We start from the raw sequence: 26278 nt of genomic DNA, 5'->3' as shown, positions 1-26278 counted from the left end.
CCACCCACCACCTGTACGTTCATCGGGACGTGAATTTCATGAAACGACTCTGGCTGCTGTTTTCCCAGACCGTGACGGTGTTCGTTGCGGCCTATTTTGTTGTTGCCACCCTGCAGCCCGACTGGCTGGGCCGGGGCACCACACGCTCCGGGGCGGGCATTGCGCTGCTGGAGGCACCCGCCACGGCGCCCTCGCAGCCTGCTGCGGGCAGCTTCAGCGGCGCCGCACGCAAGGCCGCGCCCGCCGTGGTCAGCATCAACACCAGCAAGGAAGTGCGCCACCCGCGCAGCAACGACCCCTGGTTCCAGTTCTTCTTTGGCGACCAGGGCAGCCAGGCCCAGGCGGGCCTGGGCAGCGGCGTGATCGTGAGCCCCGACGGGTACATCCTCACCAACAACCATGTGGTCGAGGGCGCGGACGAGATTGAAGTCACCCTCACCGACAGCCGCCGCGCCCGTGCGCGCGTGATCGGCACCGACCCCGACACCGACCTGGCCATCCTCAAGATCGAACTCGACAAACTGCCCGTGATCGTGCTGGGCAACTCCGACGGCCTGGACGTGGGCGACCAGGTGCTGGCCATCGGCAACCCCTTTGGTGTGGGCCAGACGGTGACCAGCGGCATCGTGAGCGCACTGGGCCGCAGCCAGCTGGGCATCAACACGTTCGAGAACTTCATCCAGACCGACGCGGCCATCAACCCCGGCAACTCGGGCGGTGCGCTGGTGGATGTGAACGGCAACCTCATGGGCATCAACACCGCGATCTACTCGCGCTCGGGCGGCAGCATGGGCATTGGCTTTGCGATTCCCGTGTCCACAGCACGCATGGTGCTCGACGGCATCGTGAAGGACGGCCAGGTCACGCGCGGCTGGATCGGCGTGGAGCCCAACGAACTCTCGCCCGAGCTGGCCGAGACCTTTGGCGTGAAGAAGGCCACCGAGGGCGTGATCATCACCGGCGTGCTGCAGGACGGCCCCGCCGCCCAGGCCGGCATGCGTCCTGGCGACGTGATCGTGCGGGTGGACGGCAAGAACGTGGGCAATGTGTCCGAGCTGCTGAGCGCCGTGGCCGCCCTCAAGCCGGGCACCAGTTCGGCCTTCAACGTGCAGCGGGGCGACAAGCTGGTGGAGCTGAGCATCAACCCCGGCGTGCGCCCCCGGCCGCAGCAGCGGAACGTCCGGCGGTAAGCAGGGAGGTGGCGGGCGGGCCCTCGGGCTCGCTTTGCGCCAAGGGGCCGCTGTCACACAGGCAGCCACGGCAAGCCGTTGGCTCGCTCAAACGCTATACAAAATATAGCAATAAGTCGTTGATGGATGCGCGGAAACGGCCAATTTCATTCAGAAAACTGGCCGCAGGGATCGCGCAAGAAGCGCAGACAGAAGCGCAGACCAGCGTCTCTCGCTTTGGAGGGCCCAGCCCCGCTGCGCACGTTGTGCGCCGCCAGCAGGCACCAGCGATTCAGAAAGCCAGGAACGAATCAGGAAGCCGATGCGGACTCTTCCGCTTCTTCCGGCGCCTTGGTGTGCCTGATGAAGATCTGCGCGGCCCAGATGCCCACCTCGTACAGGATGCACATGGGAATGGCCAGCGACAGCTGCGACACCACATCGGGCGGCGTGACGATGGCGGCGATCACGAACGCGATCACGATGAAGTAGCCCCGGAACTCGCGCAGCTTCTGCACGCTGACGATGCCCATGCGGGCCAGCACCACCACGGCGATCGGCACCTCGAACGCGAGGCCAAAGGCCAGGAACATCGACAGCACGAAGCTCAGGTAGGCCTCGATATCAGGCGCGGCCGTGATGCTCTTGGGCGCAAAACTCTGGATGAACGCAAACACCTGGCCAAACACCAGGTAGTAGCAAAACGCCACGCCGATGAAGAACAGCAGCGTGCTGGAGATCACCAGCGGCAGCACCAGCTTCTTCTCGTGCGAATACAGCCCGGGCGCCACAAAGGCCCACACCTGCCACAGCACAAACGGCAAGGCCAGCAAGAAGGCCGACATCAGCAAAATCTTGAGCGGCACCATGAACGGCGAAATCACCGAGGTGGCGATCAGCGTGGCCCCCTTGGGCAGGTGCGCCACCAGGGGCGCCGCCAGGAAGTCATACAGCGCGCCAGGGCCGGGGAAGAAGAACAGGATCGCCGCCGCAATGGCGATGGCGATGATGGCCTTGACCAGCCGGTCGCGCAGCTCCATCAGGTGCTGCACAAACGGCTGCTCGGTGCCGGCCAGCTCGTCTTCTTTGGTGGGGGTGTCGGACATGGTGGGTTTTCAGGTGCGCACAGGGCGCCCATGCAGCGCCGCGCACAGGGGGCTGCGCGGCGTCATCGTCAATGGAATTTCTGGGGGCGGAAGCGGGCCACGCGCGCCGCGCCCGACTGCGCCTTGGTGCGCACACCACTTTTGGACTTGTACCACTGGGGCACAGCGCCGCGCTTGAGGCGCCAGTTCTTGCCCGGGTGCTTGTAGGCGGGCACCACGGTGGTCTGCTCGGTCAGGGCCGCACTGGCCGTGTCGGTGGCTTCGGCCCAGTCCTTTTCGAACTCGCTGGCGCTGGTCTGGATGGAGCTCTGCACATCACGCGCCGCGTTCTCCACCGTGTCCTTCATCTTCTTGAGTTCGTCCAGCTCCATGGAGCGGTTGACCTCGGCCTTCACGTCAGACACGTAGCGCTGGGCCTTGCCCAGCAGCGTGCCCACGGTGCGGGCCACGCGCGGCAGCTTTTCGGGGCCGATGACGATCAAAGCCACGGCGCCGATCAGCGCCATTTTGGACAGGCCAATATCAATCATGGATGGATCAGGCGCAAAGGCACAACAGAGTGCAGCGTGTGCAGGTCAGCAGCCACACCGGCTCAGCTTTTTTGCTTGGCTTCGACATCGATGGTGGTCTTGTCAGCAGCCTGGCTGTTGGCCACCTGACCAGCGGGGGGCGTTGCAGCGGTGTCGGGGGTGGCGCCACCGTCCTTCATGCCGTCCTTGAAGCCCTTGACGGCGCCTCCGAGGTCAGAGCCCATGTTCTTGAGCTTCTTGGTGCCGAACACCATCACAACGATCAGCAGCACGATCAGCCAGTGCCAGATGGAAAAAGAGCCCATGGAATATCTCCTAACGAATTGCAACCATTTTAGACGGGGGCTGTGACCGGAGTTCGGCGCACGCGCTCCCCAGCGGGAAACTACCGGCTTGCGCCGTCAGTCTGGGTCAGCCTTTCAGCCACGGGCGGGGACCGCCCATGACATGGATGTGCAGGTGGTGGATTTCCTGCCCGCCTTCCAGACCCGTGTTTACCACGACGCGAAAGCCACCCTCGGGGTACGGGTTGCAGCCTTGCTCCAGCGCCAGCTTCGGGGCCAGCGCCATCATGCGCCCCAGCACACCCGCATGCTCGGCAGTGACCTGCGCCATCGAAGGGATATGCAGCTTGGGGACCATCAGAAAGTGCACCGGCGCCCAGGGGTGGATGTCATGGAAGGCGAAGATTTCTTCGTCCTCATAGACCTTCTTCGAAGGAATCTGGCCCGCGATGATTTTGCAGAAGAGGCAGTTCGGATCGTGCATGGAAAAAAGTCGGTACGAAATTAGCTGTTAACAACTCGCAGAACACTGCTCACCGCCGGTTGAAACCGGCGCGCCCCCGGCCAGCGCCACCGTGGAACTGGCTCCGCCAGGCCACGGGTGGCGTCCCCCTGAGGGGGAAGGCGCCGCAGGCGACACAGGGGGCTTCAAGCATTCTCTGCGATCTTGATGGTGGGCCGCACGCCCACGCCCTGGCGGTGCGCCTGCAGCCATTCCTGCCCCGCCGTGCGGCCCAGGGCGAACAGCTTGCGCACAAAAGGCAGGTCGGCGCGGGCCTTGCTGTCGGCGCCAAAGGGCGCGAGCACGGCGCCGCCGTCGATGCGGTGCATGCGCACGCTTTTGTAGCGGCGCGGGTCCAGCTTGCCCTCGGCCAGCAGACGGCGCACGAACTCGATGGCGCGCATCTCGGCCAGCAGGCTGGCGTTGAAGGTGACCTCGTTCATGCGCTCCATGATCTCGGGGCCGGAATGGGGCAGCTCCAGGTGTTCGATGGGGTTGATCTGCACCAGCAGGATGTCGGAGGTCTCGGTCTGGTAGATCAGCGGGTGCAGCGCCGGGTTGCCCGAATAGCCGCCGTCCCAGTAGTGCTGGCCGTCGATCTCCACCGCCTTGAACAGCAACGGCAGACAGGCCGAGGCCATCACCGCGTCGGCGCTGAGCTTGGGGCCCGAGAAGATCTCGCCGCGCCCGGTGCGCACATTGGTGGCGCACACAAACACCTTGGGGCCGCCTACGGCGCTGAGGGCGCGGCGTGCGGAGCACAGCAGGTCAAAGTCCACCTCGCGCTCCAGCAGGCGGCGCAGCGGGTTGATATCGAGCGGGTTGGTCTGGTAGGGCGAGAGCCACTGGCTCATCATGCCCAGCATGGGGTTGGCGGCTGACAGGGGCGAGCCCCACATCAGGCTGCCCAGCGTGCCCACACCCTCCCACAGGCGGGTGAGGGTCTCGCGCGCCTGCTGGCAGCCCGCCAGGTGGGCTTCGTGCGGGTCTTTGTGTGCGTGCGCGGCCTGGGCAAAGCCGTGGGCCAGGGCCACGGCGTTCATCGCGCCTGCGCTGGTGCCGCTCACTCCATCGAAGTGCCACTGCCCGTCTTCCAGCAGTGCGTCCAGCACGCCCCAGGTGAGCGCGCCGTGCGAACCGCCGCCCTGCAGGGCCAGGTTCAGGCGCGTAAGCGGCGCTGCAGGGGATTCAGGCATCCACCGCCCGGTTGTTGCTCATGGCCAGCATGCCGCGCACGATGCGGTACAGGAACCACAGCGAAATGATGCCCCAGGCAATCCAGCCCGGCGCAATCAGCAGCAGCCACAGGGGCGCGGTCACGATGTACAGCACGCCCACCCAGATCGTCGAGCGGATGCGCCAGGAGAAATGGTTGGCCTGCCAGGTGCCTTCGGCATCGCCGCGCTTGACCAGATCGATCACCAGCGCAATCACCAGCAGCAGTGCGCTGGCCTGCGCGCCCGGCAGCACCGCCCCCACGGCCACGATCAGGTGCAGCACATAGCTGACCCAGCCGATGTTCTTCAGGCTCTGGGCCCTCTGGTCGTTGGTTTGCACATCGACGATGTCGCTCATGAAGAACCCTCCTGGCTGGCACGCGCATCGGCCTTGCGCAAGGCTTTTTCCTCGATGCCGCTGGTGCCTTCGCGGCGCTCCAGCTCGGCCAGCACGTCGGCGGGCGTGAGGCCGTAGTGGGCCAGCGCCACCATGGAGTGAAACCACAGGTCCGCCACCTCGTACACCAGCTTGGACTTGTCGGCGCCGTGGTCCACGTCTTTCGCCGCCATCACCACCTCGGTGGCTTCTTCGCCGATCTTCTTCAAGAAGCTGTCCGGCCCCTTGTGCAGCAGGCGCGAGACATAGCTAGTCGAAGGGTCGCCACCGTTGGCCGGCTTGCGGCTTTCGATGACCTGCGCGAGGCGGGCGAGGGAATCGTTGGAACTCATGGTTCTTTATTTGTAGATGGATTCGGGGTCTTTCAAGACCGGATCGACAGGCGTCCAGGCGCCGTCCTTGAGCACGCTGAAGAAACAGCTGTGGCGGCCGGTGTGGCAGGCAATGCCAGGCTCGTGGCCGAGCTGGGTGACCTTGAGCAGCACCACGTCGTTGTCGCAGTCGAGGCGGATCTCGTGCACGGTCTGCACGTGGCCCGATTCTTCGCCCTTGAACCACAGCTTGCCGCGCGAGCGGCTGAAGTACACGGCGCGGCCGAGTTCGGCCGTTTTTTCGAGTGCTTCGCGGTTCATCCACGCAAACATCAGCACGTCGCCCGTGCCCTGCTCTTGCGCAATCACGGGCACCAGGCCCTGCGCGTCCCATTTCACTTCGTTGAGCCAGTTCATGGCGGGGATTGTCGGCGATTTGCCTGGCGGGCCCGTGCGCCCAGGGTGCAGTCTTGAGGTCATTTTGGCCCTTTGGGCGCTACCAGCATGCCCAAATAGCTATCAAAAAATGAGCAATCAGAAGCCACCGGGCTGCGGGCACGGAGCCCTTGACGCTGCCGCTGTGCCCGCTTGCACCCGCAGCACATTCATCCAAAAACAATAGCTAGAAATGCTTATCCAGAGCGCGGAGAAGCCGATTTTCTTTACTTACCGAGCGACCGTCAGGAAGACCCACTTGCGGTCCCAGTTCTTGCGGCCCAGGTACTTGATGGCGAAGGCGTAGCGGCCCGGGGGCAGGAAGTCCTGCGTGAGGGTTTCCTGCTGCGTCACCACCGGCTGGCCGTTGATGCGCACGCTGGAATTCGCCACCAGTTCCGACTCGCTCTCCAGGTCCCGACCATCCAGGGCATAGACGATCACGTCGGGCTCTTCCTTCTCGTCCCCCACATGGGGCAGGCCTAGGGCGGTGGCGCGGGTTGCCACGTCCAGCGCCTGGGCGCCCGGCACGGGCTCGCGCACGATCCAGTGCACATCGCGCACGTTGCTGTTGAGCGTTGGCAGCAGGGCCTTGAGCTTGTCGAATTCAGCCTTGTCGGCGATCACCTCCACCGGCTTGCCGCCGATGGTGGCATCAAAACACCGGCCAATGCGGTGCACGCAAGGCAGGCGTTCGGAAAAACTCGCGTACGACGGAGACGGCACCTGGGCCGCAGCGGGCAGCGCCAGCGCCGTGGCCACGCCAGCCAGCGCCAGCATCAGCGCCCGGTGCAGGCCTGCGAACGGCGCCCTCACAACCGCACCCTCACAACCGCACCCTCACAGCCGCACCCTCACAGCCGCACCCTCACAGCCGCACGGGAATGCCGCGCTCGGCCATGCGGGCCTTGGCCTGGCCCACGGTGTATTCGCCGTAGTGGAAGATGCTGGCCGCCAGCACCGCATCCGCCCCGCCCTGCTGCACGCCATCGGCCAGGTGGTCGAGGTTGCCCACGCCGCCCGAGGCGATCACGGGCACGCTCACCGCATCGCTCACGGCGCGGGTCAGGGCCAGGTCGAAGCCGGACTTGGTGCCGTCACGGTCCATGCTGGTGAGCAGGATCTCGCCCGCGCCCCGGCGCGCCATTTCGGTGGCCCAGGCGATGGCGTCCAGGCCGGTGTTCTTGCGGCCGCCATGGCTGTACACATCCCAGCCTTCGCCCACGGGCTGGCCGTTGGCGCCGATGCGCAGGGCATCTTCGGCCGAGCGTCGCTTGGCATCAATCGCGACCACGATGCACTGCGCGCCGTACTTGGCCGACACGGCGTTGATCAGATCGGGGTTGGCAATGGCGGCAGAGTTGAAACTGGTCTTGTCGGCACCCGCGTTGAGCAGCCTGCGCACGTCTTCCACTGTGCGCACGCCGCCGCCCACGGTCAGGGGAATGAACACCTGGCTGGCCACGGCCTCGATGATGTGCAGGATCAGGTCGCGCCCATCGCTGGTGGCGGTGATGTCGAGAAACGTGAGTTCGTCGGCGCCCTGCGCGTTGTAGCGCGCGGCGATCTCGACCGGGTCACCCGCGTCGCGCAGTTCAACAAAATTGACGCCCTTGACCACGCGGCCTCCAGTGACGTCGAGGCAGGGGATGATTCGTTTTGCGAGCATGTCGGTCAGTCAGCGATTCGTTGATGAGGCGCTGCCGAGGCCAGCAGACGCCGTGGAACTGGCTTCGCCAGGCCACTGGCGTCGTCCCCTGGGGGAAGCGGCGAAGCCGCTCGGGGGGTCAGCTGTTTCAGCCGTTCAACTCGTCGGCGCGCGCTTGCGCAGCGGCAAAGTCCAGGTCGCCGCTGTAGATGGCACGGCCGCAGATCACGCCTTCGACGCCCTCGCTTTCCACCGCGCACAGCTGCTCGATGTCGGCCATGTTCGACAGGCCGCCCGAGGCGATCACGGGGATGCTCAGCGCCTGGGCCAGCTTCACCGTGGCGTCGATGTTGATGCCCGAGAGCATGCCGTCGCGGCCGATGTCGGTGTAGATGATGGACTCGACGCCCCAGTCCTCGAATTTCTTGGCCAGGTCCACGACCTCGTGGCCCGTGAGCTTGCTCCAGCCGTCGGTGGCGACCTTGCCGTCCTTGGCATCCAGGCCCACGATGATGTGGCCGCCGAAGGCACTGCAGGCGTCCTTCAGGAAGCCGGGGTTCTTCACGGCCGCCGTGCCGATGATCACGTAGCGCAGGCCACCGTCGATGTATTTTTCGATGGTGTCCAGGTCGCGGATGCCGCCGCCTAGCTGCACGGGGATGTCGGAGCCCACCTCTTTCAGGATGGACTTGATGGCGCCGTAGTTCTTGGGCACGCCCGCGAAGGCGCCATTCAGGTCCACCAGGTGCAGGCGGCGTGCGCCCGCGTCCACCCACTTGCGCGCCATGGCGGCGGGGTCTTCGCCAAAGGTGGTGGATTGGTCCATATCGCCTTGCTTGAGGCGTACGCAGTGGCCGTCTTTGAGGTCGATGGCGGGGATGAGCAGCATGGTGGTGGGGTTCAGGGGATCGGCCAAATCTCGGCGCGGCCCGAACGGGGTGGTTGAGGAGGAAGGGTGGAGAAAAAAAGAATCAGGGATTCCAGTGCAGAAAGTTGCGGTACAGGGCCAGGCCATGTTCCGCGCTTTTCTCCGGGTGGAATTGCGTCGCAAAAATATTATCGCGTGCAATGGCCGCAGCGAACACGCCGCCGTAGTCGGCCTGCCCCGCGCAGTGGGCGGGGTTTTGCGGCACGGCATAGAAACTGTGCACAAAGTAGAAGTAGCTGTTGTCGGGCACACCGGCCCACACGGGGTGCACGGCCCCCGCGTGTTCCATCTGGCGCACCTGGTTCCAGCCCATCTGGGGCACCTTGAAGCGGCTGCCGTCGGGCTGGGTGCGGCCCGCCAGGTCGAACTTGCGCACCTCGCCGGGGATCAGGGAGAGGCCGGGGGTGTCGCCTTCGGCACTGTGGTCCAGCAGCATCTGCATGCCCACACACACGCCAAACAGGGGCTTGGTGGCGGCGGCTTCCAGCACCGATTCCTGCAGGCCGGATTCGCGCAACTCGCGCATGCAGTCGGGCATGGCGCCCTGGCCGGGCAGCACCACGCGCGCTGCGGCGCGCACATCTTCGGGGCGCTGGGTGACCACCACCGTCCAGCCCGTGCCCTGGGCGGCGGCCTGCACGGCCTGCGACACCGAGCGCAGGTTGCCCATGCCGTAGTCCACGACCACCACTGTTTTTGCTTCCATATTCATAGCTGCTAGCGCTTACCCATCGGGCGCAGAGGCCCGATTTGATTCATAAAAGTCACAAAGAACCCTTGGTGGACGGGATGACACCGGCCGAGCGCGGGTCCCGCTCCAGCGCCGCGCGCAGCGTGCGCCCGAACGCCTTGAAGATGGTTTCGCACTGGTGGTGGGCGTTGACGCCCTTGAGGTTGTCGATGTGCAGCGTCACGCCCGCGTGGTTCACAAAACCCTGGAAGAACTCGTACACCAGCTGCGTGTCGAGCTGGCCGATGCTGCCGGCCGTGAACTTCACATCGATGTGCAGGCCCGGGCGGCCCGAAAAATCGACCACCACGCGCGACAGCGCTTCGTCGAGCGGCACATAGGCGTGGCCATAGCGGCGGATGCCCTTCTTGTCGCCCACGGCCCGCGCAAACGCCTGGCCCAGCGTGATGCCCACGTCTTCCACCGTGTGGTGGCCGTCGATGTGCAGGTCGCCTTCGCAGTCGATGTCGAGGTCGATCAGCCCGTGGCGGGCGATCTGGTCGAGCATGTGGTCGAAGAAGCCGATGCCGGTGTGCAGCTTGGCCTGGCCGGTACCGTCGAGGTTGATGCGCACGTTGATGCGCGTCTCGGCGGTGTTGCGGCTGACTTCGGCGATGCGGTCGGCCATCGGATCAGGCGTGCCAGGGGCGTTGGAGGGTACGAGTGCGGAGGAAGTCATAGGGAGGCTTGCAGGGCGGCCAGCATCTGCGCATTGTCGGAGGCGTCGCCCACCGTGAGGCGCAGGCAGTTGGCCAGCAATGGGTGCATTGTAGAAACGTTCTTGACGAGGACCTTGCGGGTTTTCATACCGTCGTACGCACGGGCGGAATCCGCCACGCGGATCAGGATCATGTTGGCCTCGCTGTCCCAACATTTTTCAACACCGGGCATCTGCCGCAGGGCCGCCAGGACCTGGGTGCGCTCGGCGCGGATCTCGGCGGCCTGGGCGGCAAACACCTCGGCGTGCTCCAGCGCAAACAGCGCGGCTTCGCAGTTGAGCACGCTCACGTTGTAGGGCGGGCGCACCTTGTCGATCTCGCTCACAAACGCAGCGGGCCCGATGAGGTAGCCCAGGCGCACGCCCGCCAGGCCAAACTTGCTGAGCGTGCGCATCAGCAGCACGTGCGCGTTGCGCGCGGGCTCGGCGCGCATGCGGTCGATCCAGGTGCGGCTGGCAAAGGGCTGGTAGGCCTCGTCCATCACCACGATGCCGCCCTGTGCGCCTGCGGCGTCGATGATGCGCTGCACCGCGCCCTCGTCCCACAGCGTGGCCGTGGGGTTGTTGGGGTAGGCGATGTAGGTGATGGCGGGCTTGTGCTGGGCGATGGCAGCCAGCATGGCGGGCTCGTCCAGCTCGAAGTCAGCGGTGAGCGGCACGGCGACAAAGTCCAGGCCCTGCAGCTGCGCGCTCATCGGGTACATCACGAAGCCGGGCATGGGCGCGAGCATGGTGGCGCGCTGGCCCGTGCCGGGCTGGGCGCAGGCCAGGGCCAGCAGGGTGATGAGTTCATCGGAGCCATTGCCCAGCACCACGCCGTAGCCCTCGGGCATGCCGGCGTATTTGGCCAGGGCCGCCTTCAGATCCAGCAGCCGGTCACCGGGGTAGCGGTTGAGCGCCACCGCGCCCAGGCGCTGGCCCAGCGCGGCCTGCAGATGCGCTGGCAGGCGGAAGGGGTTTTCCATCGCGTCCATCTTGAGCATGCCGGTGGAGGGCTGCACGCCGTAGGCATGCATGGCGCGCACGTCGGGACGGATGCGGGCCAGGGCTTGAAGCGGGGAAGATGGAGCGGCGTTGGTCATTCGGTCGTGTCCAGTTCGTTGGGGGTGGTGAGAAACGGGTTAATCGGCCGCACAGCGTCCAGCGGCTGGTCGTGCGGCAGCGCCTCGGTGAGCAGATAGCGGCAGCCCTGCTGGTGGGCAGACGAGAGGATGAGCGCATCCCAGTAGCCCAGGCGGTAGCGGTCCTGCAGATCCCAGGCGCCGTCTACGGTGTACGAGTCCAGGTGCGGCGGCAGCCACACGCGCAGGCGGCGCACCTGGGCGCGCACCTGTTGCAGTACCTGGGGGCCGTCAAAACGCTGGATCGCCTGGTTGTACAGCTCGTTGAGCACCTGCGAGCTGATGCGGCCGCTGCGCGTCTGCCAGCAAAAGCTGATCCATTCACGCGCCCGCGCCTGGCGCTCGGCATCGCGGTCGTCCACGCTGGCGAGCAGGATTTCGGTATCGACAAAGATGGGGACAGTGGCCATGCGCTCTCCGCTGCTCAGCGCAGAAACAGGGTTTCGCGCGGCACATAGGGCCCGCTGGACGCGCCCCAGGACTCAAAGCCCAGCGCCTCGCGCATGGCCTGGGCGTAGGCGTCTTCCTGGCGCATTTTTTCGGCCAGCCATTCACCGAGCAGGCGCGACACGCTGCTGCCGCGCTTGGCGGCTTCCACGCGCACCCATTCGGCTACGGCGTCGTCCATGGTCACGGTGACGTTTTTCATGGGAGTTATATTACACGAACTTCGTGGAACACGAAGTTCGTGTTCATTTTTTAAAGAAAATCAGGCGGCCTGCCGCTGCCCCTGCAGCATGCGCGTGGCCATGTCGCCCACGGTGCGCAGCGCCTCCAGGTGCGCGGGCGACCAGTCGCCACCCACGCCGATGCGCAGGCAGTTGCGGAACCGCCCGCTGGTGCTGAACACCGTGCCCGGGGCGATCAGGATCTGCTGGGCCAGGCAGGCCTCGTGCAGTTGCACCGAATCCAGCGCGCGGGGCAGCTCCAGCCACAGCAGCAGGCCGCCGGGCGGGTCGCTCACGCGCGTGCCCTGCGGGAAATGCGCGGCAATCACCCGGCGCGCCTCGTCCATGCGGGCCGCCACACCCGCATGCAGCTGGCGCATGGCGGCCGCATGGCCCGCCTGGGTGATGAGGTCGGCCAGCGCCAGCTCCAGCACGGCCGACTGCCCACCCGCCTGCAGGTCCTTGATGGCACGCACCTTGTCCGTCCAGCGGCCCGCCTCCAGCCAGCCCAGGCGCAGGCCCGGCGCCAGCGTCTTGGAGAACGAGTCGCACAGCATCACATGGCCCGTGGTGTCGTACGACTTGACGGTGCGGCGCATCTCGTCCACCTCCGCCAGGTCGTTGTAGATCGCATCCTCGATCACCGCCATGCCGTGCCGCGCCGCCATCTGCGCCAGGCGCTTGCGCTCGGCCTGGGGCATGCAGCTGCCCAGCGGGTTGCTGAGCGTGGGCACCACCATCACGGCCTTGACCGGCTGGGTGTCCAGTGCAAGCTGCAGCGCATCCAGCGACAGGCCGTTGCGCGGGTGGGTGGGAATCTCCAGCGCCTTGAGGTGCAGGCCCTGCAGCACCTCCAGAAACGAAAAATGCGTGGGCGACTCCAGCGCCACCACGTCGCCTGGCTGGGTCACGGCGCGCAGGCACAGCGCAATGCCGTCCATGCAGCCCCCAGTGATCACGATGTTCTCGGGGTCCAGGCTGCAGCCCAGGCTGACGGCGTAGCGCGCCAGGGCGCGGCGCGCATCCACATGGCCCGCCGAGCTGGGGTAGGTGCACAGCAGATTGCGGTGGCGCTGGACCGCACGCACCACGGCGCGGCGCACGCGGTCGGGGTTGAACAGCTCGGGGCCTGGTGTGCCGCTGCTGAACGAAAGCATGTCCTCCGGCTGGTTGCGGCCCAGGATGCGCTGCCCCAGCCAGTCCACCGACACCTCGCGCGGGCGGCGCATGGGGCGCGGTGTGCTGGGCTCGGGCAGGCTCACCGGCCGCGCCGCCACAAAAAAGCCGGAGCGCGGGCGGGCCGTGATCAGGCGGGCATCTTCGAGCCAGTGGTAGGCCTGCACCACGGTGGTCTGCGCCACGCCGTGCTGGCGCGCCAGCTCGCGCACCGACGGCAGCTTCTCGCCGCGCGCCAACGTGCCGTTGCGGATCAGCTGCGCCAACTGCTCGGCGATCTGGAGATAAAGCGGAAGAGCGTCATCGGTGGCCATGGCTGCATTCTGTACTGGCAGCCAGGCAAATAGCCAGTACAGAGCAGATGCAGCCCATACAGTACAGATGACCAGTACAGCCGGTCTGTACTGGACCAGGTCCTGCATGCCTGTCCGTAGCGCCACGCGCGCCCTGGCCGCACAGTGAAGGCATGAACACGCTGCACACCCCCACCCCACCGTCGCCCACGCTCCCCGCCCAGCCTGCGGTGCCCCTCACCCTGCAATGGAAGCGCCAGCCCCTGCCGCCGCTGCAGGCCGTCCAGGTGCTGGACTTCCGCGCGGGCGAGATCGCCCTGCTCGAAGTCGAACAGGGCCGCGTCTGGGTGACTTGTGATGGTCTGCTGGAAGATTATTTTCTGGAAGCCGGGCAGCGCCTGTCGTTCACCGGCCCGGTGCGGCTGCGGGTGAGCGCCGAAGGCCACCGGCCTGCACGGCTGAGCTGGGCGCAGCACCGGGCAGTGGCAGGTGCTGCTTATCCGCCAACACCCTCTGCACCCGTCGCAGCCCCTCAGCCCAAGGCAACGGCACCCGCACAGGGCACCCTGCCCCGGGGCGCGATCAGCGCGGCTTGACCGGCGTGGTCAAGCGCATCTCTGCCGCCTGCGCGTGGGCCTGCAGGCCCTCGCCATAGGCCAGCTCGGCAGCGATTTTTCCAAGCACCTGAGCACCCGCCTCGCTCACCTCGATGAGGCTGCTGCGCTTCTGGAAGTCGTACACGCCCAGGGGCGACGAGAAGCGTGCCGTGCCGCTGGTGGGCAGCACGTGGTTGGGGCCTGCGCAGTAGTCGCCCAGGCTTTCGGAGGTGTAGGCCCCCAGGAAGATCGCCCCTGCGTGGCGCAGCAGCGGCTCCCAGCGGTGCGGGTCGGTGCTGCTCACTTCCAAATGCTCGGGTGCGATGCGGTTGCTGATCGCACAGGCCTCTTCCATGTCCTTGGTGAGGATCAGCGCACCGCGGCCGGTCAGGCTCTTGGCGATGATCTCGGCACGCGGCATGGTGGGCAGCAGGCGGTCGATCTCGCGCTGCACGGCGTCGAGGTAGGCGGCGTCAGGGCACAGCAGGATGCTCTGGGCCAGCTCGTCGTGCTCGGCCTGGCTGAACAGGTCCATCGCCACCCAGTCGGGCGGCGTGCTGCCGTCGGCCAGCACCAGGATTTCGCTCGGGCCCGCGATCATGTCGATGCCCACCGTGCCGAACACACGTTTCTTGGCGCTGGCCACGTAGGCGTTGCCCGGGCCGGTGATCTTGTCCACCTTGGGTACGGTGGCCGTGCCATAGGCCAGTGCAGCCACGGCCTGTGCGCCGCCGATGGTGAAAGCGCGGGTGACACCGGCCACATAGGCGGCGGCCAGCACCAGCTCGTTGCGCTCGCCCTTCGTCGAGGTGCCCTCGCCCGTTCCACCCGTCGCGACGCTGCCACGCACGGGGGTGGGCACAACCATGATGATTTCCTGCACGCCCGCCACGTGGGCCGGGATGGCGTTCATCAGCAGGCTGGACGGGTAAGCGGCCTTGCCGCCGGGCACGTAGATGCCCACACGGTCCAGGGGCGTGACCTTCTGGCCCAGCAGGGTGCCATCTTCATCCCGGTAGCTCCAGCTTTCGCCCGAAGCTTTTTTCTGCGCCTCGTGGTAGCTGCGCACGCGCTTGGCAGCGGCCTGCAGCGCGTCGCGCTGGGCCTGCGGAATGGCGTCGAACGCGGCCTTGAAGTCGGCCTGGGTCAGCTCCAGCGCCGCCATGTTGGGGGCGCTGAGGCCGTCGAAGCGGGCGGTGTACTCCAGCACGGCCGCATCGCCGCGCTTTTGCACGTCGGCCAGGATGTCGGCCACGCGCTGCTCGATGGCGGCGTCGGTGTCGGCAGACCAGTGCAGGCACTGCTGAAATTTTTTCTCAAAATCGGCATCAGCCGTTGACAGGTAAGCGGGGGCAGCTATTGATTTCATAGTCATTCTTCAGTCGGTGGCGTCGTCCGGCTGCGTGTTCTGCAGGTAGAACTCATGCAGCTTGGCCCGCAGCAGGGCTTTGTCGGGCAGTTGCGTCTGGTATTCAGCAATCAAGGCCGGCGAAGTGCTGCGGCTCAAAGCGTATTCGACCACTTCGTCGTCTTTGCTCGCGCACAGCAGCACGCCGATGGCGGGGCGCTCGTGGGGCTTCTTGACGTCGCGGTCGAGTGCTTCGAGGTAGAAGTTGAGCTTGCCCAGGTATTCGGGCTCGAAGCGGCCGACCTTCAGTTCGATGGCGACCAAGCTGTTGAGGCCGCGGTGGAAGAACAGCAGGTCGAGCGCGAAGTCGCGTCCGCCGACTTGCAGCGGGTATTCGCTGCCGACAAAGCAGAAGTCGCGGCCCAGCTCGATCAGGAAGTCCTTGAGCCTTGCGAGCAGGCTTTGGTGCAGATCTGCTTCGGCGTGGCCCGTGGGCAGGCCCAGAAATTCGACGACGTAGCTGTCTTTGAAGATGCCAGCCACATCGGGGTGAATTTGTCTCGCCAGTGCTGACACTTTTGTGGGATGAAGCACGGTGCGCTCGAACAAGGCGGTTTTGAACTGCCGCTCCAGCTCTCGGCTGCTCCACTTCTCCTGCGCCGCCAGGCGCAGGTAGAACTCGCGTTCTTCGGGCCGTTTGCTTTGGCCCAGAATGATGAGGTGGTGCGTCCAGGGCAATTGTGTCAGCAGCGCTGACACAATTTCGCGGGCGGGATAGGCCTCGTAGAAATGCCGCATCCTGAACAGGTTGCGGCGGGTAAAACCACGCAGCCCCGGCTGCGTTTGCGCCAGATACCCCGCCAGTTGTGCCACCACCCCATCGCCCCACTCGGCCGCGGCAATCTTGCGGCTGATGCGCTCGCCGATCTGCCAGTACAGCTCGACCAGCAGCGTGTTGACCGCCTGCACGGCCTGCTGCCGGCTCGCGGCGATCAGGCGCGCGATGTCAGCGAAATCGGCGGGCTGCTGCGGGACGCTCGTCACGGCGTTGGGTGGGGGCAGGGTTCAGTTTTTGGGAATAGCACCCGCAAACGCATCGATGATGCGCCGCAGCGGCGCCTGCTTGAGCTTGAGCGCGGCCTGGTTCACAACCAGGTAGGAGCTGATGTCCATGATGCGCTCGACCTCCACCAGATGGTTGGCCTTGAGCGTGTTGCCGGTGGAGACCAGATCGACGATCGCATCGGCCAGGCCGGTCAGCGGCGCCAATTCCATGCTGCCGTAGAGCTTGACCATGTCCACGTGCACACCCTTGGTCGCGAAGAAGTCGCGAGCGATGCTGGTGTATTTGGTGGCGACCTTCAGGCGCGCGCCCTGCTTCACGGCACGTTCGTAGTCGAAGTCGTTGCGCACGGCCACGCTCACGCGGCACTTGGCGATCTGCAGGTCCAGCGGCTGGTACAGGCCCTGGCCACCGTGTTCGATGAGGGTGTCCTTGCCCGTCACGCCGATGTCGGCACCGCCGTATTCCACATACGTGGGCACGTCGGTGGCACGCACCAGCACCACACGCACATTGGGCTGGTTGGTGGGCAGGATGAGTTTGCGCGACTTTTCGGGGTCTTCCAGCACCTCGATGCCGGCTGCGGCCAGCAGGGGCAGGGTTTCGTCAAAGATGCGGCCCTTGGAAAGCGCCAGGGTGATCATCATTTCATTTACTCCGATATTCGTCGTTTTGCCCTGCGCTCTTGAAACCGGCGCGCCGCAAGCGAGTGCCGCCGTGCAAGGGCCGCCCCGCCGCACTGGCGGCGTCCCCCTTCCCACGCGCAGCGTGAGAGAAGGGGGAAGCGGCGAAGCCGCTCAGGGGGTTGTTCTTCATGCCACTCGCTCGATGTCGGCACCCAGGCCACGCAGTTTGGCTTCCATGCAGTCGTAGCCACGGTCCAGGTGGTAGATGCGGTCCACCACGGTTTCGCCGTCGGCCACCAGGCCTGCGATGACGAGGCTGGCGGAGGCGCGCAGGTCGGTGGCCATCACGGTGGCGCCCGACAGGCGTGGCACGCCTTCGATGACCGCCACCTTGCCATCGGTCTGGATCTTGGCCCCCAGACGCACCAGCTCGTTAACGTGCATGAAGCGGTTTTCAAAAATCGTCTCGGTCACCGTGGCCGTGCCCTGGGCGATGCAGTTGAGCGCCATGAATTGCGCCTGCATGTCGGTGGGGAAGCCCGGGTATTCGGTGGTGCGAAAGCCCTGGGCCCTGAGCGTGGCGCCGCCCGGGCTCTTCACGCGGATGCCGCTTTCCACCGCCTGCACATCGGCACCGGCTTCGCGCAGCTTCTCGATCACAGCGTCCAGGTGGTCGGCGCGGCCATGGCGCAGCGTCACATCGCCGCCCGTGGCTGCCACGGCGCACAAAAAGGTGCCTGCTTCGATGCGGTCGGCCACCACGCGGTGCGTGCAGCCGTGCAGCTTGTCCACGCCCTGGATGCGGATGCGGCTGGTGCCGTGGCCTTCGATCTGGGCGCCCATGGCGATCAGCATCTCGGCCAGGTCCGAAATCTCGGGCTCCTGTGCGGCGTTTTCGAGCACCGTCTCACCCTCGGCCAGCGCAGCGGCCATGAGGAAGTTCTCGGTGCCCGTCACCGTCACCATGTCGGTGGTGATGCGCGCGCCCTTGAGGCGAGTCCAGCCTGCAGGCAGCTTGGCGATCATGTAGCCGTGTTCGACCACGATCTCGGCGCCCATGGCAGCCAGGCCCTTGATGTGCTGGTCCACCGGGCGCGAGCCGATGGCGCAGCCGCCGGGCAGGGACACCGTGGCCTCGCCAAAGCGGGCCAGCAGCGGGCCCAGCGCCAACACCGAGGCGCGCATGGTCTTGACCAGCTCGTACGGCGCCTCGGGCGTGTTCAGACCGCTGGCATCAATGCGCACCGTGCCGTCGTCGGCACGCTCGGCCGCCACGCCCATGTTGCGGATGAGCTTGAGCATGGTGCTCACATCCTGCAGCTGGGGCACGTTGAGAAGGGTCACGGGTTCGGCCGTGAGCAAGGCGGCGCACAACTCCGGCAAGGCGGCGTTCTTGGCGCCGGATACCAGCACCTCGCCCTGCAAGCTGCGTCCGCCGCGAATCAGGAGTTTGTCCATGTCAGATAACCAGAATATGAATAAAAATGGGCTCTACCGCGCGTCCATCATGCGCTGATAGCTATAAAAATATGAGCAATCAATACGGCGCGCTGCGCTGCGTACTTACTGCGCCTGCGCCGCCCACTCGGCGGGGGTGAAGGTTTTCATCGACAGCGCATGCACTTCGTCGGTGTGCATTTTCGCGCCCAGCGTGGCGTACACCCGCTGGTGGCGCTGGATGGCGCGCTTGCCCTCGAACTCGGCCGAAACGATGGTGGCGTACCAGTGGCGTCCATCGCCTTCGAGCGTGATGTGTTCGCAGGCCAGGCCAGCGGTGATGATTTCTTTGAGTTGGTCAGCGGTCATGTCAATTCCGAATCTTGTAGCCCGTGCGCAAGAGGTGCACGGCCAGCGCGCTCACGGCTAGCCAGGCGATGCCCACGATGCCCAGGCTGAGCCAGGGCGATGTGTCGCTCTGGCCGAAGAAGCCGTAGCGGAAACCGTCGATCATGTAGAAAAACGGGTTGAGGTGGCTCACGGCCTGCCAGAACGGCGGCAGCGACTGGATCGAATAGAACACGCCCGACAGGAAGGTCATGGGCACGATGATGAAGTTCTGGAACGCAGCCATCTGGTCGAACTTGTCGGCCCAGAGCCCTGCAATCAACCCCAGCGTGGCCAGCAGCGCCGCCCCCAGCAGGGCAAACGCCAGAATCCACAGAGGCGCCGCAAACTCGGGCCGCGCAAACGCCAGCGTGACTATGAACACGCCCAGCCCCACCACCAGACCGCGCACGATGGACGAACCCACATAAGCGCAGAACCACGCCCAGTGCGACAGCGGCGTGAGCAGCACAAACACCAGGCTGCCCATGATCTTGCTCTGGATGATGCTCGACGAGCTGTTGGCAAACGCGTTCTGCAGCACGCTCATCATCACGAGGCCGGGCACCAGGAAGGCGGTGTAGCTGATGCGGTCGTAGACCTTCACATGGTCTTCAAGCACGTGGCCGAAGATCAGCAGGTACAACACGGCCGTGAGCACCGGCGCGGCCACGGTCTGGAAGCTGACCTTCCAGAAACGCAGCACTTCTTTATAAAAAAGCGTCTGCCAGCCGGTCATAGCGCAACACCCTCCAGTGGAATGTTCGACACCGACGTACCGGACATCACCTGCAAAAACACATCCTCCAGATCAGGTCGGCGGATCTCCATGTCCTGCACCTCGACCCCGCCCAAGCGCAAGGCAGCCAGGTGGTTTTCAATCTCTGCCGCGTCGTGCGCAGGCAGTTGGACGATGCGGCCGGTGACACGCGCCACTGCGGACAGCGGAGGCGGCAGCACCGTGTCGGTCTTGAACTGCAGCACGCTGCCCGAAGCCGCCTTGAGCAGCTCAGACGTGCGGTTGAGCGCCACCACCTGCCCGGCCTTGAGCATCGCAATGCGGCCACACAGGGCTTCGGCTTCTTCAAGGTAGTGGGTGGTGAGCAGCACGGTGTGCCCTTCCTTGTTCAGGCGGGCGATGAAGTGCCACAGGGTCTGGCGCAGCTCCACATCCACGCCCGCTGTGGGCTCATCCAGCACGATGATGGGCGGTTTGTGCACCAGCGCCTGCGCCACCAGCACACGGCGCTTCATGCCGCCCGACAGCTGGCGCATGTTGGCGTTGGCCTTGTCGGCCAGGCCCAGGTTCTCCAACAGCTCGTCGATCCAGGCGTCGTTGTTCTTCACGCCGAAGTAGCCGGACTGGATGCGCAGCGCCTCGCGCACATTGAAGAAGGGGTCGAACACCAGCTCTTGCGGCACGATGCCCAGCTTGCGGCGGGCATCGGCATACTGGGCCTGCACGTCGCTGCCCTGCACCAGCACGCGGCCGCTGCTGGCACGCGCCAGGCCGGCGAGGATGCTGATCAGGGTGGTTTTACCGGCGCCGTTGGGGCCGAGGAGCCCGAAGAACTCGCCCTCCTCAATGTCCAGGTTGACCTGGTTCAGTGCCTGAAAAGGGCCTTTGGGCGTGGCAAAGGTCTTGGAGATGGCTTGGAAGGAGACTGCGGGCATGAAGCCATCGATTTTACGGCCTTGCCTTGAACCGCGTTGGTGAGGGGGCGGGCAGCAGCCTGTGCGCCCTCGGTGCCGAGACTCTAAACCTGCTTCAGGACACCGGCGTGAGCAAGGTGCCCACACCATACAAACCCGCCATGCCGCGCAGCGCCGTGGGCAGGCCCTGCACGGCAAAGGTCTTGCCCACCGAGAGCGCCTCGCGTCGGCATTCCAGCAGCACCGCCAGCGCCGAGCTGTCAAACACCGCCATGGCGCTCGCGTCCACCACCACCCCCGTCTCACGGTGCACACGCAGGCCCTGCAACAGCATCTGCAGGCAGGCCGTGGCCTGGCGGTGGGTAAGTTCGTGGGGCAGTACCAGCATGGCGGAATGGGTCACACCGCCTCAGCCTTTGGCCGAGGTGTTGGTCTTGTTGCGCGCCACCAGGGTCTCGATCAGGCCGTCGATGCCCTTGGCGTTGATTTCCTGGGCAAACTGGCCCCGGTAGGTTTCGACCAGCCACACGCCCAGCACATTGAGGTTGTAGATTTTCCAGCCTGCGCCGTCGCCAGGGGTCTTTTCCAGCCGGTAGTCGAGCTGGATGGGGTCGCCCCGGCCCACGATTTCGGTGCGCACCAGCACGTCCTTGTCTTCGGCCGCCGCCCGCAGGGGCTTGACCTGGATCGTCTGGTCGTTGACCTGGGCCAGCGCACCGGCGTAGGTGCGTACCAGCAGGATCTTGAACTCTTCCTGCAGGCGCTTTTGCTGCTCGGGCGTGGCTTGGCGCCAGCCGGGGCCCACGGCCGCAGCCGTCATGCGGCGGAAGTTGACGTTGGGCATGACGGTCTTGTCCACCAGCGCGATCACCCTGGACAGATCGCCGCCCTGGATGGCCTTGTCGGCCTTGACGGTGGAGAGCACATCGGTAGACAGGCGCTTGATCAGCGCATCGGGGGCTTCATCCGCTGCCAGGGCCGGTGCGGACAGGCCCAGCGACAGGGCCATGGCGGCAGCCAGGCTCAGGGCACTGCGCCCCAGGGTACGTCGGTTCATCATGTTCTTGGCTTTCATCGGTGCGGGCTGGTGCCCGTCAAATCATTGTGGTGGCCATGGCGGCCCCGCATGCGTCGCTGCAGTTGCGGGTTGCAAGCAAGTGCAACACGGGCCGCGCCTGCAGGCGCAGGGGCCCGGCGCCTCAGCGCGGCGGCTCTTCGGGCAGGACGCCGTTGCTGCCATCGCTGTCGTTCTTGTCGTCGCCATTGAACGGCGTACCTGCCTGCTGGCTGCGCACCTGCAAGAACACATCGCGCGTGAAGCTGTATTTGTCCAGCGCCGCGCTGTCGAGCACCGAGCTGGCACGCAGCAGGTTGGCCCGCGTGTCCACAATGCGCAGCGCATAGAGCGAATTGCGTGCCGAGACCGGGTCCACGTAGCTCACCACGTTGCCCTTCATGTCCACCGGCAGGGCCAGGGTGTCACGCACCGTGGAAGGCCCCAGGATGGGCAGCACGAGGTACGGGCCGGTGCCCATACCCCAGTAGCCCAGTGTCAGGCCGAAATCCTGCTTGTAGCGGTCGATACCCAGCTCGCTGGCAATGTCCAGCACACCGCCAATGCCCATGAGGGTGTTCACATTCACCCGCATGAACGTAGAGGCGGCGGCTTCGCCACGCAGCTGCAGCACGTTGTTCACAAACGACCACACATCGCCCAGGTTCGCAAAGAAGTTGCTCACCCCGGTGCGCACGGGCGCAGGCGTTACGTCCTTGTAGGCAATCGCCACCGGCTTGAGCACCATCGCATCCACATGCTCATTGAAGTTGGTCATGCTGCGGTTGTAGGACTCCAGCGGGTCGCGCGGATCGGGGTTGGCCACCGTGGCGCAGCCCGTCAGCAGCGCAGCACCCAGCAAAAGCCCCAGACAGGCCACCAGGCGCGCGGCCAAAGCCCCGCGTGCTGCGTGGGGGGGCGGAGTTGTATCGTGAGAGTTCGTCATTTTTTGCCACCTGTCCCAGCAGGTTTGCTGCCGTCTTCGGCCTTGCTGTAAAGAAATTGTCCGATGAGGTTTTCCAGCACCACGGCCGACTGGGTCGCCGTGACCATGTCGCCCGCCGCCAGGTTTTTCTCGTCCGCACCCGCTTCGATGCCGATGTACTGCTCACCCAGCAGGCCGCTGGTGAGGATCTTGAGCGAGCTGTCCTTAGGGAAAGCGTAGCGGTTTTCCATCGCCAGCGTCACCCGCGCTTGGTAGGTCTTGTCATCAAAGGTAATCGCCTGTACCCGCCCCACCACCACACCGGCGCTGCGCACCGCCGCCTGGGGCTTGAGGCCGCCAATGTTGTCAAAGCGCGCCGTGATCTGGTAGCCCGGCTGGAAGTTCAGGGTCAGCAGGTTGGCCGACTGCAGCGCCAGAAACACCAGCGCCACCGTGCCCAGCATCACAAAGAGCCCCACCCAGAAATCGTTTTTTGAACGTTGCATTGTCTTGGATTCCTTCCCGCGCCAGCTTCGCCAGCGTCAGATACTGAACATCAGGGCCGTGAGCACAAAGTCCAGCGCCAGCACCGCCAGGGACGCCATGACCACCGTGCGTGTGGTGGCGCGCGAAACGCCCTCGGGCGTGGGCTTGGCCACAAAGCCCTGCAAAAGTGCCACAAAGGTCACGGTGAAGCCGAAGACCACACTTTTGAGCACGCCGTTGCCCAGGTCTTTCCAGACATCCACCCCGCCCTGCATCTGGCTCCAGAAGGCCCCGGGGTCGATGCCGATCATGAGCACGCCCACCACCCAGCCGCCGATGATGCCCACCGCGCTGAACACCGCCGCCAACAACGGCATGGTGATCACCCCGGCCCAGAAGCGCGGCGCCAGGATGCGCTGCACCGGGTCCACGGCCATCATCTCCATAGCGCTCAATTGCTCGCCCGCGCGCATCAGGCCAATCTCGGCCGTGAGCGAGGTGCCCGCGCGGCCCGCAAACAGCAGCGCCGTGACCACGGGTCCCAGCTCGCGCACCAGGCTCAACGCCACCAGCAGGCCCAGGGCCTCGGAAGACCCATAACGCTGCAGCGTGTAGTAGCCCTGCAGCCCCAGCACAAAACCCACGAACAGGCCCGACACCGCAACGATGGCCAGCGAATAGTTGCCCAGAAAATGGATCTGGTCGCGCACCAGCCCGGGCCGCAGAAAGGTCGCCCCGGCCAGCCGCAGCAGCCGGAAAAACAGGCGTGCGCCCCAACCAATGTCCGCCAGTTGCTGGCGCACGGCAAAGCCCACATCCGAAGGCTTGTACCAGCTCATGAACTGCGCCCTCCCGCGGGCCCAAAGTCCTGGGCAGGGTCTGGCGACGGGTAGTGGAACGGCACGGGCCCCGCAGGCAGGGCATTCACAAACTGGTGCACCAGCGGGTCGCGGCTGGCGCGCACCTCGTCGGGCGTGCCCTGGGCCGCCACCACGCCCTCGCCCAGGATGATCACGTGGTCCGCGAGCCGGAAGGTTTCCTCCAGATCGTGCGAAACGATGATGCTGGTCAGGCCCATGGCGTCATTGAGCTGGCGGATCAACTGGGCCGCCGTGCCCAGCGAGATGGGGTCCAGGCCCGCAAAGGGCTCGTCGTACATGACCAGCTCCGGGTCCAGCACAATCGCGCGGGCCAGGGCCACGCGGCGGGCCATGCCGCCCGATATCTGGCTGGGCGCCAGATCGCGCGCGCCACGCAGGCCCACGGCATGCAGCTTCATCAGCACCACGTCGCGGATCAGGGCTTCGGACAGGTCGGTGTGCTCGCGCAGCGGAAAGGCCACGTTCTCGAACACGCTGAGGTCGGTGAACAGCGCACCGAACTGGAACAACATGCCCATGCGCCGACGCGCTGCATACAGGGCAGAAACATCCATGCGCCCCACGTCCCGACCATCAAACAGCACCTGGCCGCTCTGGGCCTTCTGCTGCCCGCCAATCAGGCGCAGCACCGTGGTCTTGCCACCGCCCGAGGCCCCCATGAGCGCCGTGACCTTGCCCCGTGGCACCGAGAGCGAAACGTCGCGCAGGATGGCGCGGTCACCGTAGGAAAAGGTGACGTTGCGCAGTTCAGCGAGGAAGGACGGCTCGGGCATGCAAGAAAAGGGTTGGTGGAAATCCGGGACCTGCGCACGCAGCATCCAGCACGCCCCCGGGGGAAGCGAGCCGCGATGGTAGCCGAAGACACAAACATACATTCACGCATGTTTGTAAAAATTGGCACGGGGCGCGGTGGCCGCAGCGGCCCCAAGACAGAGGCAACCCCGAATTGACAGGACTCCCGATTGTGCCAACAAAGCACATGAGCAGCGGGCCCCATGGTTTTACCCCGGAAGTCACAGGGTGGCCCCGTAGCAAAAAGCCCCAAAAAAAGCGGCGCCACAGGCGCCGCTTTTGCTTGAACCCGTTGCAGGTGATCAGCGGGGCAGGTCCGAGTAGCCCATGAGGAACTCGTCCACCGCGCGCGCGGCCTGGCGGCCTTCGCGGATGGCCCAGACCACCAGCGACTGGCCCCGGCGGATGTCGCCAGCAGCAAACACCTTGGGCACGTTGGTGGCATAGCCGCCATCGAACTCGGTGGTGGCGCGGGCGTTGCCACGGGCATCCTTGTCCACGCCAAAGGCGTCAAGCACGGCGGCCACGGGGCTCACAAAACCCATGGCCAGCAGCACCAGGTCGGCCTGATAGTGCTTTTCGGTGCCAGCGATCTCGACCAGCTTGCCGTCCTTGAACTCGACCTGCACGGTGGTCAGGCTCTTGACCTTGCCCTTCTCGCCCGTGAACTCCTTGGTGGAGATCGCGAACTCGCGCACGCAGCCTTCGTCGTGGCTGGAGCTGGTGCGCAGCTTGAGCGGCCAGTAAGGCCAGGTCAGGGGGCGGTTTTCCACTTCTGGGGGCTGGGGCATCACCTCGAACTGGGTCACGCTGGCCGCGCCATGGCGGTTGCTGGTGCCCACGCAGTCGCTGCCGGTGTCGCCGCCACCGATCACGATGACATGCTTGCCCGTGGCCAGGATCTGGCCCTTGAGCTTGTCGCCCGCATTGACCTTGTTCTGCTGGGGCAGGAACTCCATGGCGAAGTGGATGCCATCGAGGTCGCGGCCGGGCACAGGCAGGTCGCGCGATTGCTCGGCGCCACCGGTGAGCAACACGGCGTCGAACTCCTTGTTCAACTGCTCGGGCGTGATGGTTTCCTTGGCCCAGTTGGTGACCTTGGAATCCTTGCCCAGGCCGTCCTTGGCGGCGCCCACAAACACGCTGGTGCGGATGACCACACCTTCGGCTTCGAGCTGCTTCACGCGGCGGTCGATGTGCGACTTCTCCATCTTGAAGTCAGGGATGCCGTAGCGCAGCAGGCCGCCCACGCGGTCATTCTTTTCAAACAGCGTGACGCTGTGGCCCGCGCGCGCCAGTTGCTGGGCTGCGGCCATGCCTGCGGGGCCCGAGCCCACCACGGCGACCTTCTTGCCCGTCTGGTGCTTGGCGGGGCGGGGCTTGACCCAGCCCTCTTCCCAGGCGCGGTCGATGATCGCGTGCTCGATGGACTTGATGCCCACGGCGTCGTCGTTCACGTTGAGCACGCAGGCTGCCTCGCACGGTGCAGGGCAGATGCGGCCCGTGAACTCGGGGAAGTTGTTGGTGCTGTGCAGCACCTCGATCGCGCTCTTCCAGTCCTGGTGGTACACCAGATCGTTGAAGTCCGGAATGATGTTGTTGACCGGGCAGCCGCTGTTACAGAACGGTGTGCCGCAGTCCATGCAGCGCGCGCCCTGCACCTTGGCCTGGGCGCTGTCGAGCCCGATGACAAATTCCTTGTAGTGCTTCAAGCGCTCGGGCACGGGCTTGTAGCCCTCTTCGATGCGCTCGTATTCCATGAAGCCAGTAGTTTTTCCCATGACGGTGTCCTTGTCT

Annotated in this window: 33 protein-coding genes; 2 read left to right on the top strand and 31 right to left on the bottom strand. The window is 65.5% G+C overall.

What is annotated here, in order from left to right:
* Nucleotides 1-38 precede the first annotated feature (38 nt).
* Nucleotides 39-1190: a trypsin-like peptidase domain-containing protein gene (locus tag A1D30_RS05670; protein WP_063459824.1), complete on the top strand. Its 1152-nt coding sequence runs from the start codon at nt 39-41 to the stop codon at nt 1188-1190.
* Nucleotides 1191-1480: 290 nt separating this feature from the next.
* Here the strand turns inward: A1D30_RS05670 and tatC are convergent, their stop codons facing one another.
* From tatC to A1D30_RS05585, 17 genes are all read right to left on the bottom strand, one after another.
* Nucleotides 1481-2275, bottom strand: coding sequence for a twin-arginine translocase subunit TatC (tatC, locus tag A1D30_RS05665; protein WP_063459823.1), 795 nt, complete (start codon nt 2273-2275; stop codon nt 1481-1483).
* Between the two features lie 68 nt (nt 2276-2343).
* The gene (tatB, locus tag A1D30_RS05660) at nt 2344-2805 is read right to left on the bottom strand and encodes a Sec-independent protein translocase protein TatB (RefSeq protein WP_063459822.1); all 462 of its coding nucleotides are present in this window, start codon (nt 2803-2805) and stop codon (nt 2344-2346) included.
* A 62-nt stretch (nt 2806-2867) separates the two neighbouring features.
* Nucleotides 2868-3110: a Sec-independent protein translocase subunit TatA gene (tatA, locus tag A1D30_RS05655; protein ID WP_063459821.1), complete on the bottom strand. Its 243-nt coding sequence runs from the start codon at nt 3108-3110 to the stop codon at nt 2868-2870.
* Between the two features lie 106 nt (nt 3111-3216).
* On the bottom strand, nt 3217-3573 hold the full coding sequence (locus A1D30_RS05650; RefSeq protein WP_063459820.1) for a histidine triad nucleotide-binding protein: 357 nt from the start codon (nt 3571-3573) through the stop codon (nt 3217-3219).
* A gap of 164 nt (nt 3574-3737) precedes the next feature.
* Complete coding sequence (locus tag A1D30_RS05645; protein WP_063459819.1) at nt 3738-4787, bottom strand: patatin-like phospholipase family protein; 1050 nt, start codon at nt 4785-4787, stop codon at nt 3738-3740.
* Nucleotides 4780-5166, bottom strand: coding sequence for a hypothetical protein (locus tag A1D30_RS05640; protein ID WP_063459818.1), 387 nt, complete (start codon nt 5164-5166; stop codon nt 4780-4782). Before A1D30_RS05640 ends, A1D30_RS05645 begins: the two co-directional genes overlap by 8 nt.
* Nucleotides 5163-5537: a phosphoribosyl-ATP diphosphatase gene (locus A1D30_RS05635; protein WP_063459817.1), complete on the bottom strand. Its 375-nt coding sequence runs from the start codon at nt 5535-5537 to the stop codon at nt 5163-5165. The genes A1D30_RS05640 and A1D30_RS05635 overlap by 4 nt, the downstream gene beginning before the upstream one ends.
* 6 nt (nt 5538-5543) lie before the next feature.
* Nucleotides 5544-5942 (bottom strand): phosphoribosyl-AMP cyclohydrolase, encoded by a 399-nt coding sequence (hisI, locus tag A1D30_RS05630; protein ID WP_199865931.1) that lies wholly within the window; start codon nt 5940-5942, stop codon nt 5544-5546.
* Nucleotides 5943-6182: 240 nt separating this feature from the next.
* On the bottom strand, nt 6183-6767 hold the full coding sequence (locus tag A1D30_RS05625; protein ID WP_109790898.1) for a hypothetical protein: 585 nt from the start codon (nt 6765-6767) through the stop codon (nt 6183-6185).
* 52 nt (nt 6768-6819) lie between these two features.
* Nucleotides 6820-7620 (bottom strand): imidazole glycerol phosphate synthase subunit HisF, encoded by an 801-nt coding sequence (gene hisF, locus A1D30_RS05620; protein WP_063459814.1) that lies wholly within the window; start codon nt 7618-7620, stop codon nt 6820-6822.
* A 127-nt stretch (nt 7621-7747) separates the two neighbouring features.
* The gene (gene hisA / locus A1D30_RS05615; RefSeq protein WP_063459902.1) at nt 7748-8488 is read right to left on the bottom strand and encodes a 1-(5-phosphoribosyl)-5-[(5-phosphoribosylamino)methylideneamino]imidazole-4-carboxamide isomerase; all 741 of its coding nucleotides are present in this window, start codon (nt 8486-8488) and stop codon (nt 7748-7750) included.
* Between the two features lie 82 nt (nt 8489-8570).
* On the bottom strand, nt 8571-9239 hold the full coding sequence (gene hisH, locus A1D30_RS05610) for an imidazole glycerol phosphate synthase subunit HisH (protein ID WP_063459813.1): 669 nt from the start codon (nt 9237-9239) through the stop codon (nt 8571-8573).
* A 52-nt stretch (nt 9240-9291) separates the two neighbouring features.
* Nucleotides 9292-9936 (bottom strand): imidazoleglycerol-phosphate dehydratase HisB, encoded by a 645-nt coding sequence (gene hisB, locus A1D30_RS05605; protein WP_063459812.1) that lies wholly within the window; start codon nt 9934-9936, stop codon nt 9292-9294.
* Nucleotides 9933-11057 (bottom strand): histidinol-phosphate transaminase, encoded by a 1125-nt coding sequence (gene hisC, locus A1D30_RS05600; RefSeq protein WP_063459811.1) that lies wholly within the window; start codon nt 11055-11057, stop codon nt 9933-9935. Before hisC ends, hisB begins: the two co-directional genes overlap by 4 nt.
* Nucleotides 11054-11506, bottom strand: a complete 453-nt coding sequence (locus A1D30_RS05595; RefSeq protein WP_063459810.1) for a PIN domain-containing protein — start codon at nt 11504-11506, stop codon at nt 11054-11056. The genes hisC and A1D30_RS05595 overlap by 4 nt, the downstream gene beginning before the upstream one ends.
* Before the next feature lie 14 nt (nt 11507-11520).
* A complete protein-coding gene (locus A1D30_RS05590; RefSeq protein ID WP_063459809.1) occupies nt 11521-11745 on the bottom strand; it encodes a hypothetical protein in 225 nt (74 codons plus the stop codon).
* 60 nt (nt 11746-11805) lie between these two features.
* The gene (locus A1D30_RS05585; RefSeq protein WP_063459808.1) at nt 11806-13254 is read right to left on the bottom strand and encodes a PLP-dependent aminotransferase family protein; all 1449 of its coding nucleotides are present in this window, start codon (nt 13252-13254) and stop codon (nt 11806-11808) included.
* A 152-nt stretch (nt 13255-13406) separates the two neighbouring features.
* On the opposite strand from A1D30_RS05585, the gene A1D30_RS05580 reads away from it, so the two are divergent.
* Complete coding sequence (locus A1D30_RS05580; RefSeq protein WP_063459807.1) at nt 13407-13829, top strand: DUF2917 domain-containing protein; 423 nt, start codon at nt 13407-13409, stop codon at nt 13827-13829.
* Here A1D30_RS05580 and hisD read toward each other — a convergent pair.
* The 14 genes from hisD to A1D30_RS05510 form a co-directional block, all read right to left on the bottom strand.
* Entirely contained in the window at nt 13816-15198 is a 1383-nt protein-coding gene (gene hisD, locus A1D30_RS05575) for a histidinol dehydrogenase (RefSeq protein ID WP_063459806.1), read from the bottom strand. The genes A1D30_RS05580 and hisD overlap by 14 nt on opposite strands.
* A gap of 9 nt (nt 15199-15207) precedes the next feature.
* Nucleotides 15208-16221 carry a PDDEXK nuclease domain-containing protein gene (locus tag A1D30_RS05570; protein ID WP_063459805.1) on the bottom strand — a complete coding sequence of 338 codons (1014 nt, stop codon included), beginning with the start codon at nt 16219-16221 and terminating at the stop codon, nt 15208-15210.
* A 21-nt stretch (nt 16222-16242) separates the two neighbouring features.
* Complete coding sequence (gene hisG, locus A1D30_RS05565) at nt 16243-16884, bottom strand: ATP phosphoribosyltransferase (RefSeq protein ID WP_063459901.1); 642 nt, start codon at nt 16882-16884, stop codon at nt 16243-16245.
* 168 nt (nt 16885-17052) lie between these two features.
* A complete protein-coding gene (gene murA / locus A1D30_RS05560; RefSeq protein WP_063459804.1) occupies nt 17053-18324 on the bottom strand; it encodes a UDP-N-acetylglucosamine 1-carboxyvinyltransferase in 1272 nt (423 codons plus the stop codon).
* A 105-nt stretch (nt 18325-18429) separates the two neighbouring features.
* On the bottom strand, nt 18430-18672 hold the full coding sequence (locus A1D30_RS05555) for a BolA/IbaG family iron-sulfur metabolism protein (RefSeq protein WP_063459803.1): 243 nt from the start codon (nt 18670-18672) through the stop codon (nt 18430-18432).
* A gap of 1 nt (nt 18673) precedes the next feature.
* Nucleotides 18674-19429 carry an ABC transporter permease gene (locus A1D30_RS05550; protein WP_056060224.1) on the bottom strand — a complete coding sequence of 252 codons (756 nt, stop codon included), beginning with the start codon at nt 19427-19429 and terminating at the stop codon, nt 18674-18676.
* Entirely contained in the window at nt 19426-20364 is a 939-nt protein-coding gene (locus A1D30_RS05545; RefSeq protein WP_063459802.1) for an ABC transporter ATP-binding protein, read from the bottom strand. Before A1D30_RS05545 ends, A1D30_RS05550 begins: the two co-directional genes overlap by 4 nt.
* A gap of 94 nt (nt 20365-20458) precedes the next feature.
* Nucleotides 20459-20731 (bottom strand): STAS domain-containing protein, encoded by a 273-nt coding sequence (locus A1D30_RS05540; RefSeq protein ID WP_063459801.1) that lies wholly within the window; start codon nt 20729-20731, stop codon nt 20459-20461.
* Between the two features lie 21 nt (nt 20732-20752).
* On the bottom strand, nt 20753-21403 hold the full coding sequence (locus A1D30_RS05535) for an ABC transporter substrate-binding protein (protein WP_063459900.1): 651 nt from the start codon (nt 21401-21403) through the stop codon (nt 20753-20755).
* A 139-nt stretch (nt 21404-21542) separates the two neighbouring features.
* A complete protein-coding gene (locus A1D30_RS05530) occupies nt 21543-22343 on the bottom strand; it encodes a VacJ family lipoprotein (protein WP_063459800.1) in 801 nt (266 codons plus the stop codon).
* Nucleotides 22340-22828 (bottom strand): outer membrane lipid asymmetry maintenance protein MlaD, encoded by a 489-nt coding sequence (gene mlaD / locus A1D30_RS05525; RefSeq protein ID WP_063459799.1) that lies wholly within the window; start codon nt 22826-22828, stop codon nt 22340-22342. Before mlaD ends, A1D30_RS05530 begins: the two co-directional genes overlap by 4 nt.
* Before the next feature lie 36 nt (nt 22829-22864).
* The gene (mlaE, locus tag A1D30_RS05520; protein WP_063459798.1) at nt 22865-23647 is read right to left on the bottom strand and encodes a lipid asymmetry maintenance ABC transporter permease subunit MlaE; all 783 of its coding nucleotides are present in this window, start codon (nt 23645-23647) and stop codon (nt 22865-22867) included.
* Complete coding sequence (locus tag A1D30_RS05515; protein WP_063459797.1) at nt 23644-24462, bottom strand: ABC transporter ATP-binding protein; 819 nt, start codon at nt 24460-24462, stop codon at nt 23644-23646. Before A1D30_RS05515 ends, mlaE begins: the two co-directional genes overlap by 4 nt.
* A gap of 321 nt (nt 24463-24783) precedes the next feature.
* A complete protein-coding gene (locus A1D30_RS05510) occupies nt 24784-26262 on the bottom strand; it encodes a glutamate synthase subunit beta (RefSeq protein ID WP_063459796.1) in 1479 nt (492 codons plus the stop codon).
* Nucleotides 26263-26278 lie beyond the last annotated feature (16 nt).

It is taken from the genome of Acidovorax sp. GW101-3H11 (assembly GCF_001633105.1).
Lineage (GTDB): Bacteria > Pseudomonadota > Gammaproteobacteria > Burkholderiales > Burkholderiaceae_C > Acidovorax.
The sequence above is the reverse complement of the archived record's forward strand: the minus strand, read 5'-3'. Positions and strand labels throughout refer to the sequence as shown.

Bases quoted from the DNA above. Each gene is read 5' to 3' on its own strand.
- hisD (WP_063459806.1), bottom strand. From the start codon at position 15,198: ATGAAATCAATAGCTGCCCCCGCTTACCTGTCAACGGCTGATGCCGAT.
- hisC (WP_063459811.1), bottom strand. From the start codon at position 11,057: ATGACCAACGCCGCTCCATCTTCCCCGCTTCAAGCCCTGGCCCGCATC.
- murA (WP_063459804.1), bottom strand. From the start codon at position 18,324: ATGGACAAACTCCTGATTCGCGGCGGACGCAGCTTGCAGGGCGAGGTG.
- A1D30_RS05590 (WP_063459809.1), bottom strand. From the start codon at position 11,745: ATGAAAAACGTCACCGTGACCATGGACGACGCCGTAGCCGAATGGGTG.
- A1D30_RS05640 (WP_063459818.1), bottom strand. From the start codon at position 5,166: ATGAGCGACATCGTCGATGTGCAAACCAACGACCAGAGGGCCCAGAGC.
- A1D30_RS05550 (WP_056060224.1), bottom strand. From the start codon at position 19,429: ATGACCGGCTGGCAGACGCTTTTTTATAAAGAAGTGCTGCGTTTCTGG.
- A1D30_RS05650 (WP_063459820.1), bottom strand. From the start codon at position 3,573: ATGCACGATCCGAACTGCCTCTTCTGCAAAATCATCGCGGGCCAGATT.
- A1D30_RS05580 (WP_063459807.1), top strand. From the start codon at position 13,407: ATGAACACGCTGCACACCCCCACCCCACCGTCGCCCACGCTCCCCGCC.
- A1D30_RS05555 (WP_063459803.1), bottom strand. From the start codon at position 18,672: ATGACCGCTGACCAACTCAAAGAAATCATCACCGCTGGCCTGGCCTGC.
- A1D30_RS05540 (WP_063459801.1), bottom strand. From the start codon at position 20,731: ATGCTGGTACTGCCCCACGAACTTACCCACCGCCAGGCCACGGCCTGC.
- A1D30_RS05670 (WP_063459824.1), top strand. From the start codon at position 39: ATGAAACGACTCTGGCTGCTGTTTTCCCAGACCGTGACGGTGTTCGTT.
- A1D30_RS05510 (WP_063459796.1), bottom strand. From the start codon at position 26,262: ATGGGAAAAACTACTGGCTTCATGGAATACGAGCGCATCGAAGAGGGC.
- hisH (WP_063459813.1), bottom strand. From the start codon at position 9,239: ATGAATATGGAAGCAAAAACAGTGGTGGTCGTGGACTACGGCATGGGC.
- hisA (WP_063459902.1), bottom strand. From the start codon at position 8,488: ATGCTGCTCATCCCCGCCATCGACCTCAAAGACGGCCACTGCGTACGC.
- tatC (WP_063459823.1), bottom strand. From the start codon at position 2,275: ATGTCCGACACCCCCACCAAAGAAGACGAGCTGGCCGGCACCGAGCAG.
- A1D30_RS05595 (WP_063459810.1), bottom strand. From the start codon at position 11,506: ATGGCCACTGTCCCCATCTTTGTCGATACCGAAATCCTGCTCGCCAGC.
- mlaE (WP_063459798.1), bottom strand. From the start codon at position 23,647: ATGAGCTGGTACAAGCCTTCGGATGTGGGCTTTGCCGTGCGCCAGCAA.
- A1D30_RS05545 (WP_063459802.1), bottom strand. From the start codon at position 20,364: ATGCCCGCAGTCTCCTTCCAAGCCATCTCCAAGACCTTTGCCACGCCC.
- hisG (WP_063459901.1), bottom strand. From the start codon at position 16,884: ATGATCACCCTGGCGCTTTCCAAGGGCCGCATCTTTGACGAAACCCTG.
- hisB (WP_063459812.1), bottom strand. From the start codon at position 9,936: ATGACTTCCTCCGCACTCGTACCCTCCAACGCCCCTGGCACGCCTGAT.
- A1D30_RS05535 (WP_063459900.1), bottom strand. From the start codon at position 21,403: ATGATGAACCGACGTACCCTGGGGCGCAGTGCCCTGAGCCTGGCTGCC.
- tatB (WP_063459822.1), bottom strand. From the start codon at position 2,805: ATGATTGATATTGGCCTGTCCAAAATGGCGCTGATCGGCGCCGTGGCT.
- A1D30_RS05530 (WP_063459800.1), bottom strand. From the start codon at position 22,343: ATGACGAACTCTCACGATACAACTCCGCCCCCCCACGCAGCACGCGGG.
- A1D30_RS05635 (WP_063459817.1), bottom strand. From the start codon at position 5,537: ATGAGTTCCAACGATTCCCTCGCCCGCCTCGCGCAGGTCATCGAAAGC.
- mlaD (WP_063459799.1), bottom strand. From the start codon at position 22,828: ATGCAACGTTCAAAAAACGATTTCTGGGTGGGGCTCTTTGTGATGCTG.
- hisF (WP_063459814.1), bottom strand. From the start codon at position 7,620: ATGCTCGCAAAACGAATCATCCCCTGCCTCGACGTCACTGGAGGCCGC.
- tatA (WP_063459821.1), bottom strand. From the start codon at position 3,110: ATGGGCTCTTTTTCCATCTGGCACTGGCTGATCGTGCTGCTGATCGTT.
- A1D30_RS05585 (WP_063459808.1), bottom strand. From the start codon at position 13,254: ATGGCCACCGATGACGCTCTTCCGCTTTATCTCCAGATCGCCGAGCAG.
- A1D30_RS05645 (WP_063459819.1), bottom strand. From the start codon at position 4,787: ATGCCTGAATCCCCTGCAGCGCCGCTTACGCGCCTGAACCTGGCCCTG.
- A1D30_RS05515 (WP_063459797.1), bottom strand. From the start codon at position 24,462: ATGCCCGAGCCGTCCTTCCTCGCTGAACTGCGCAACGTCACCTTTTCC.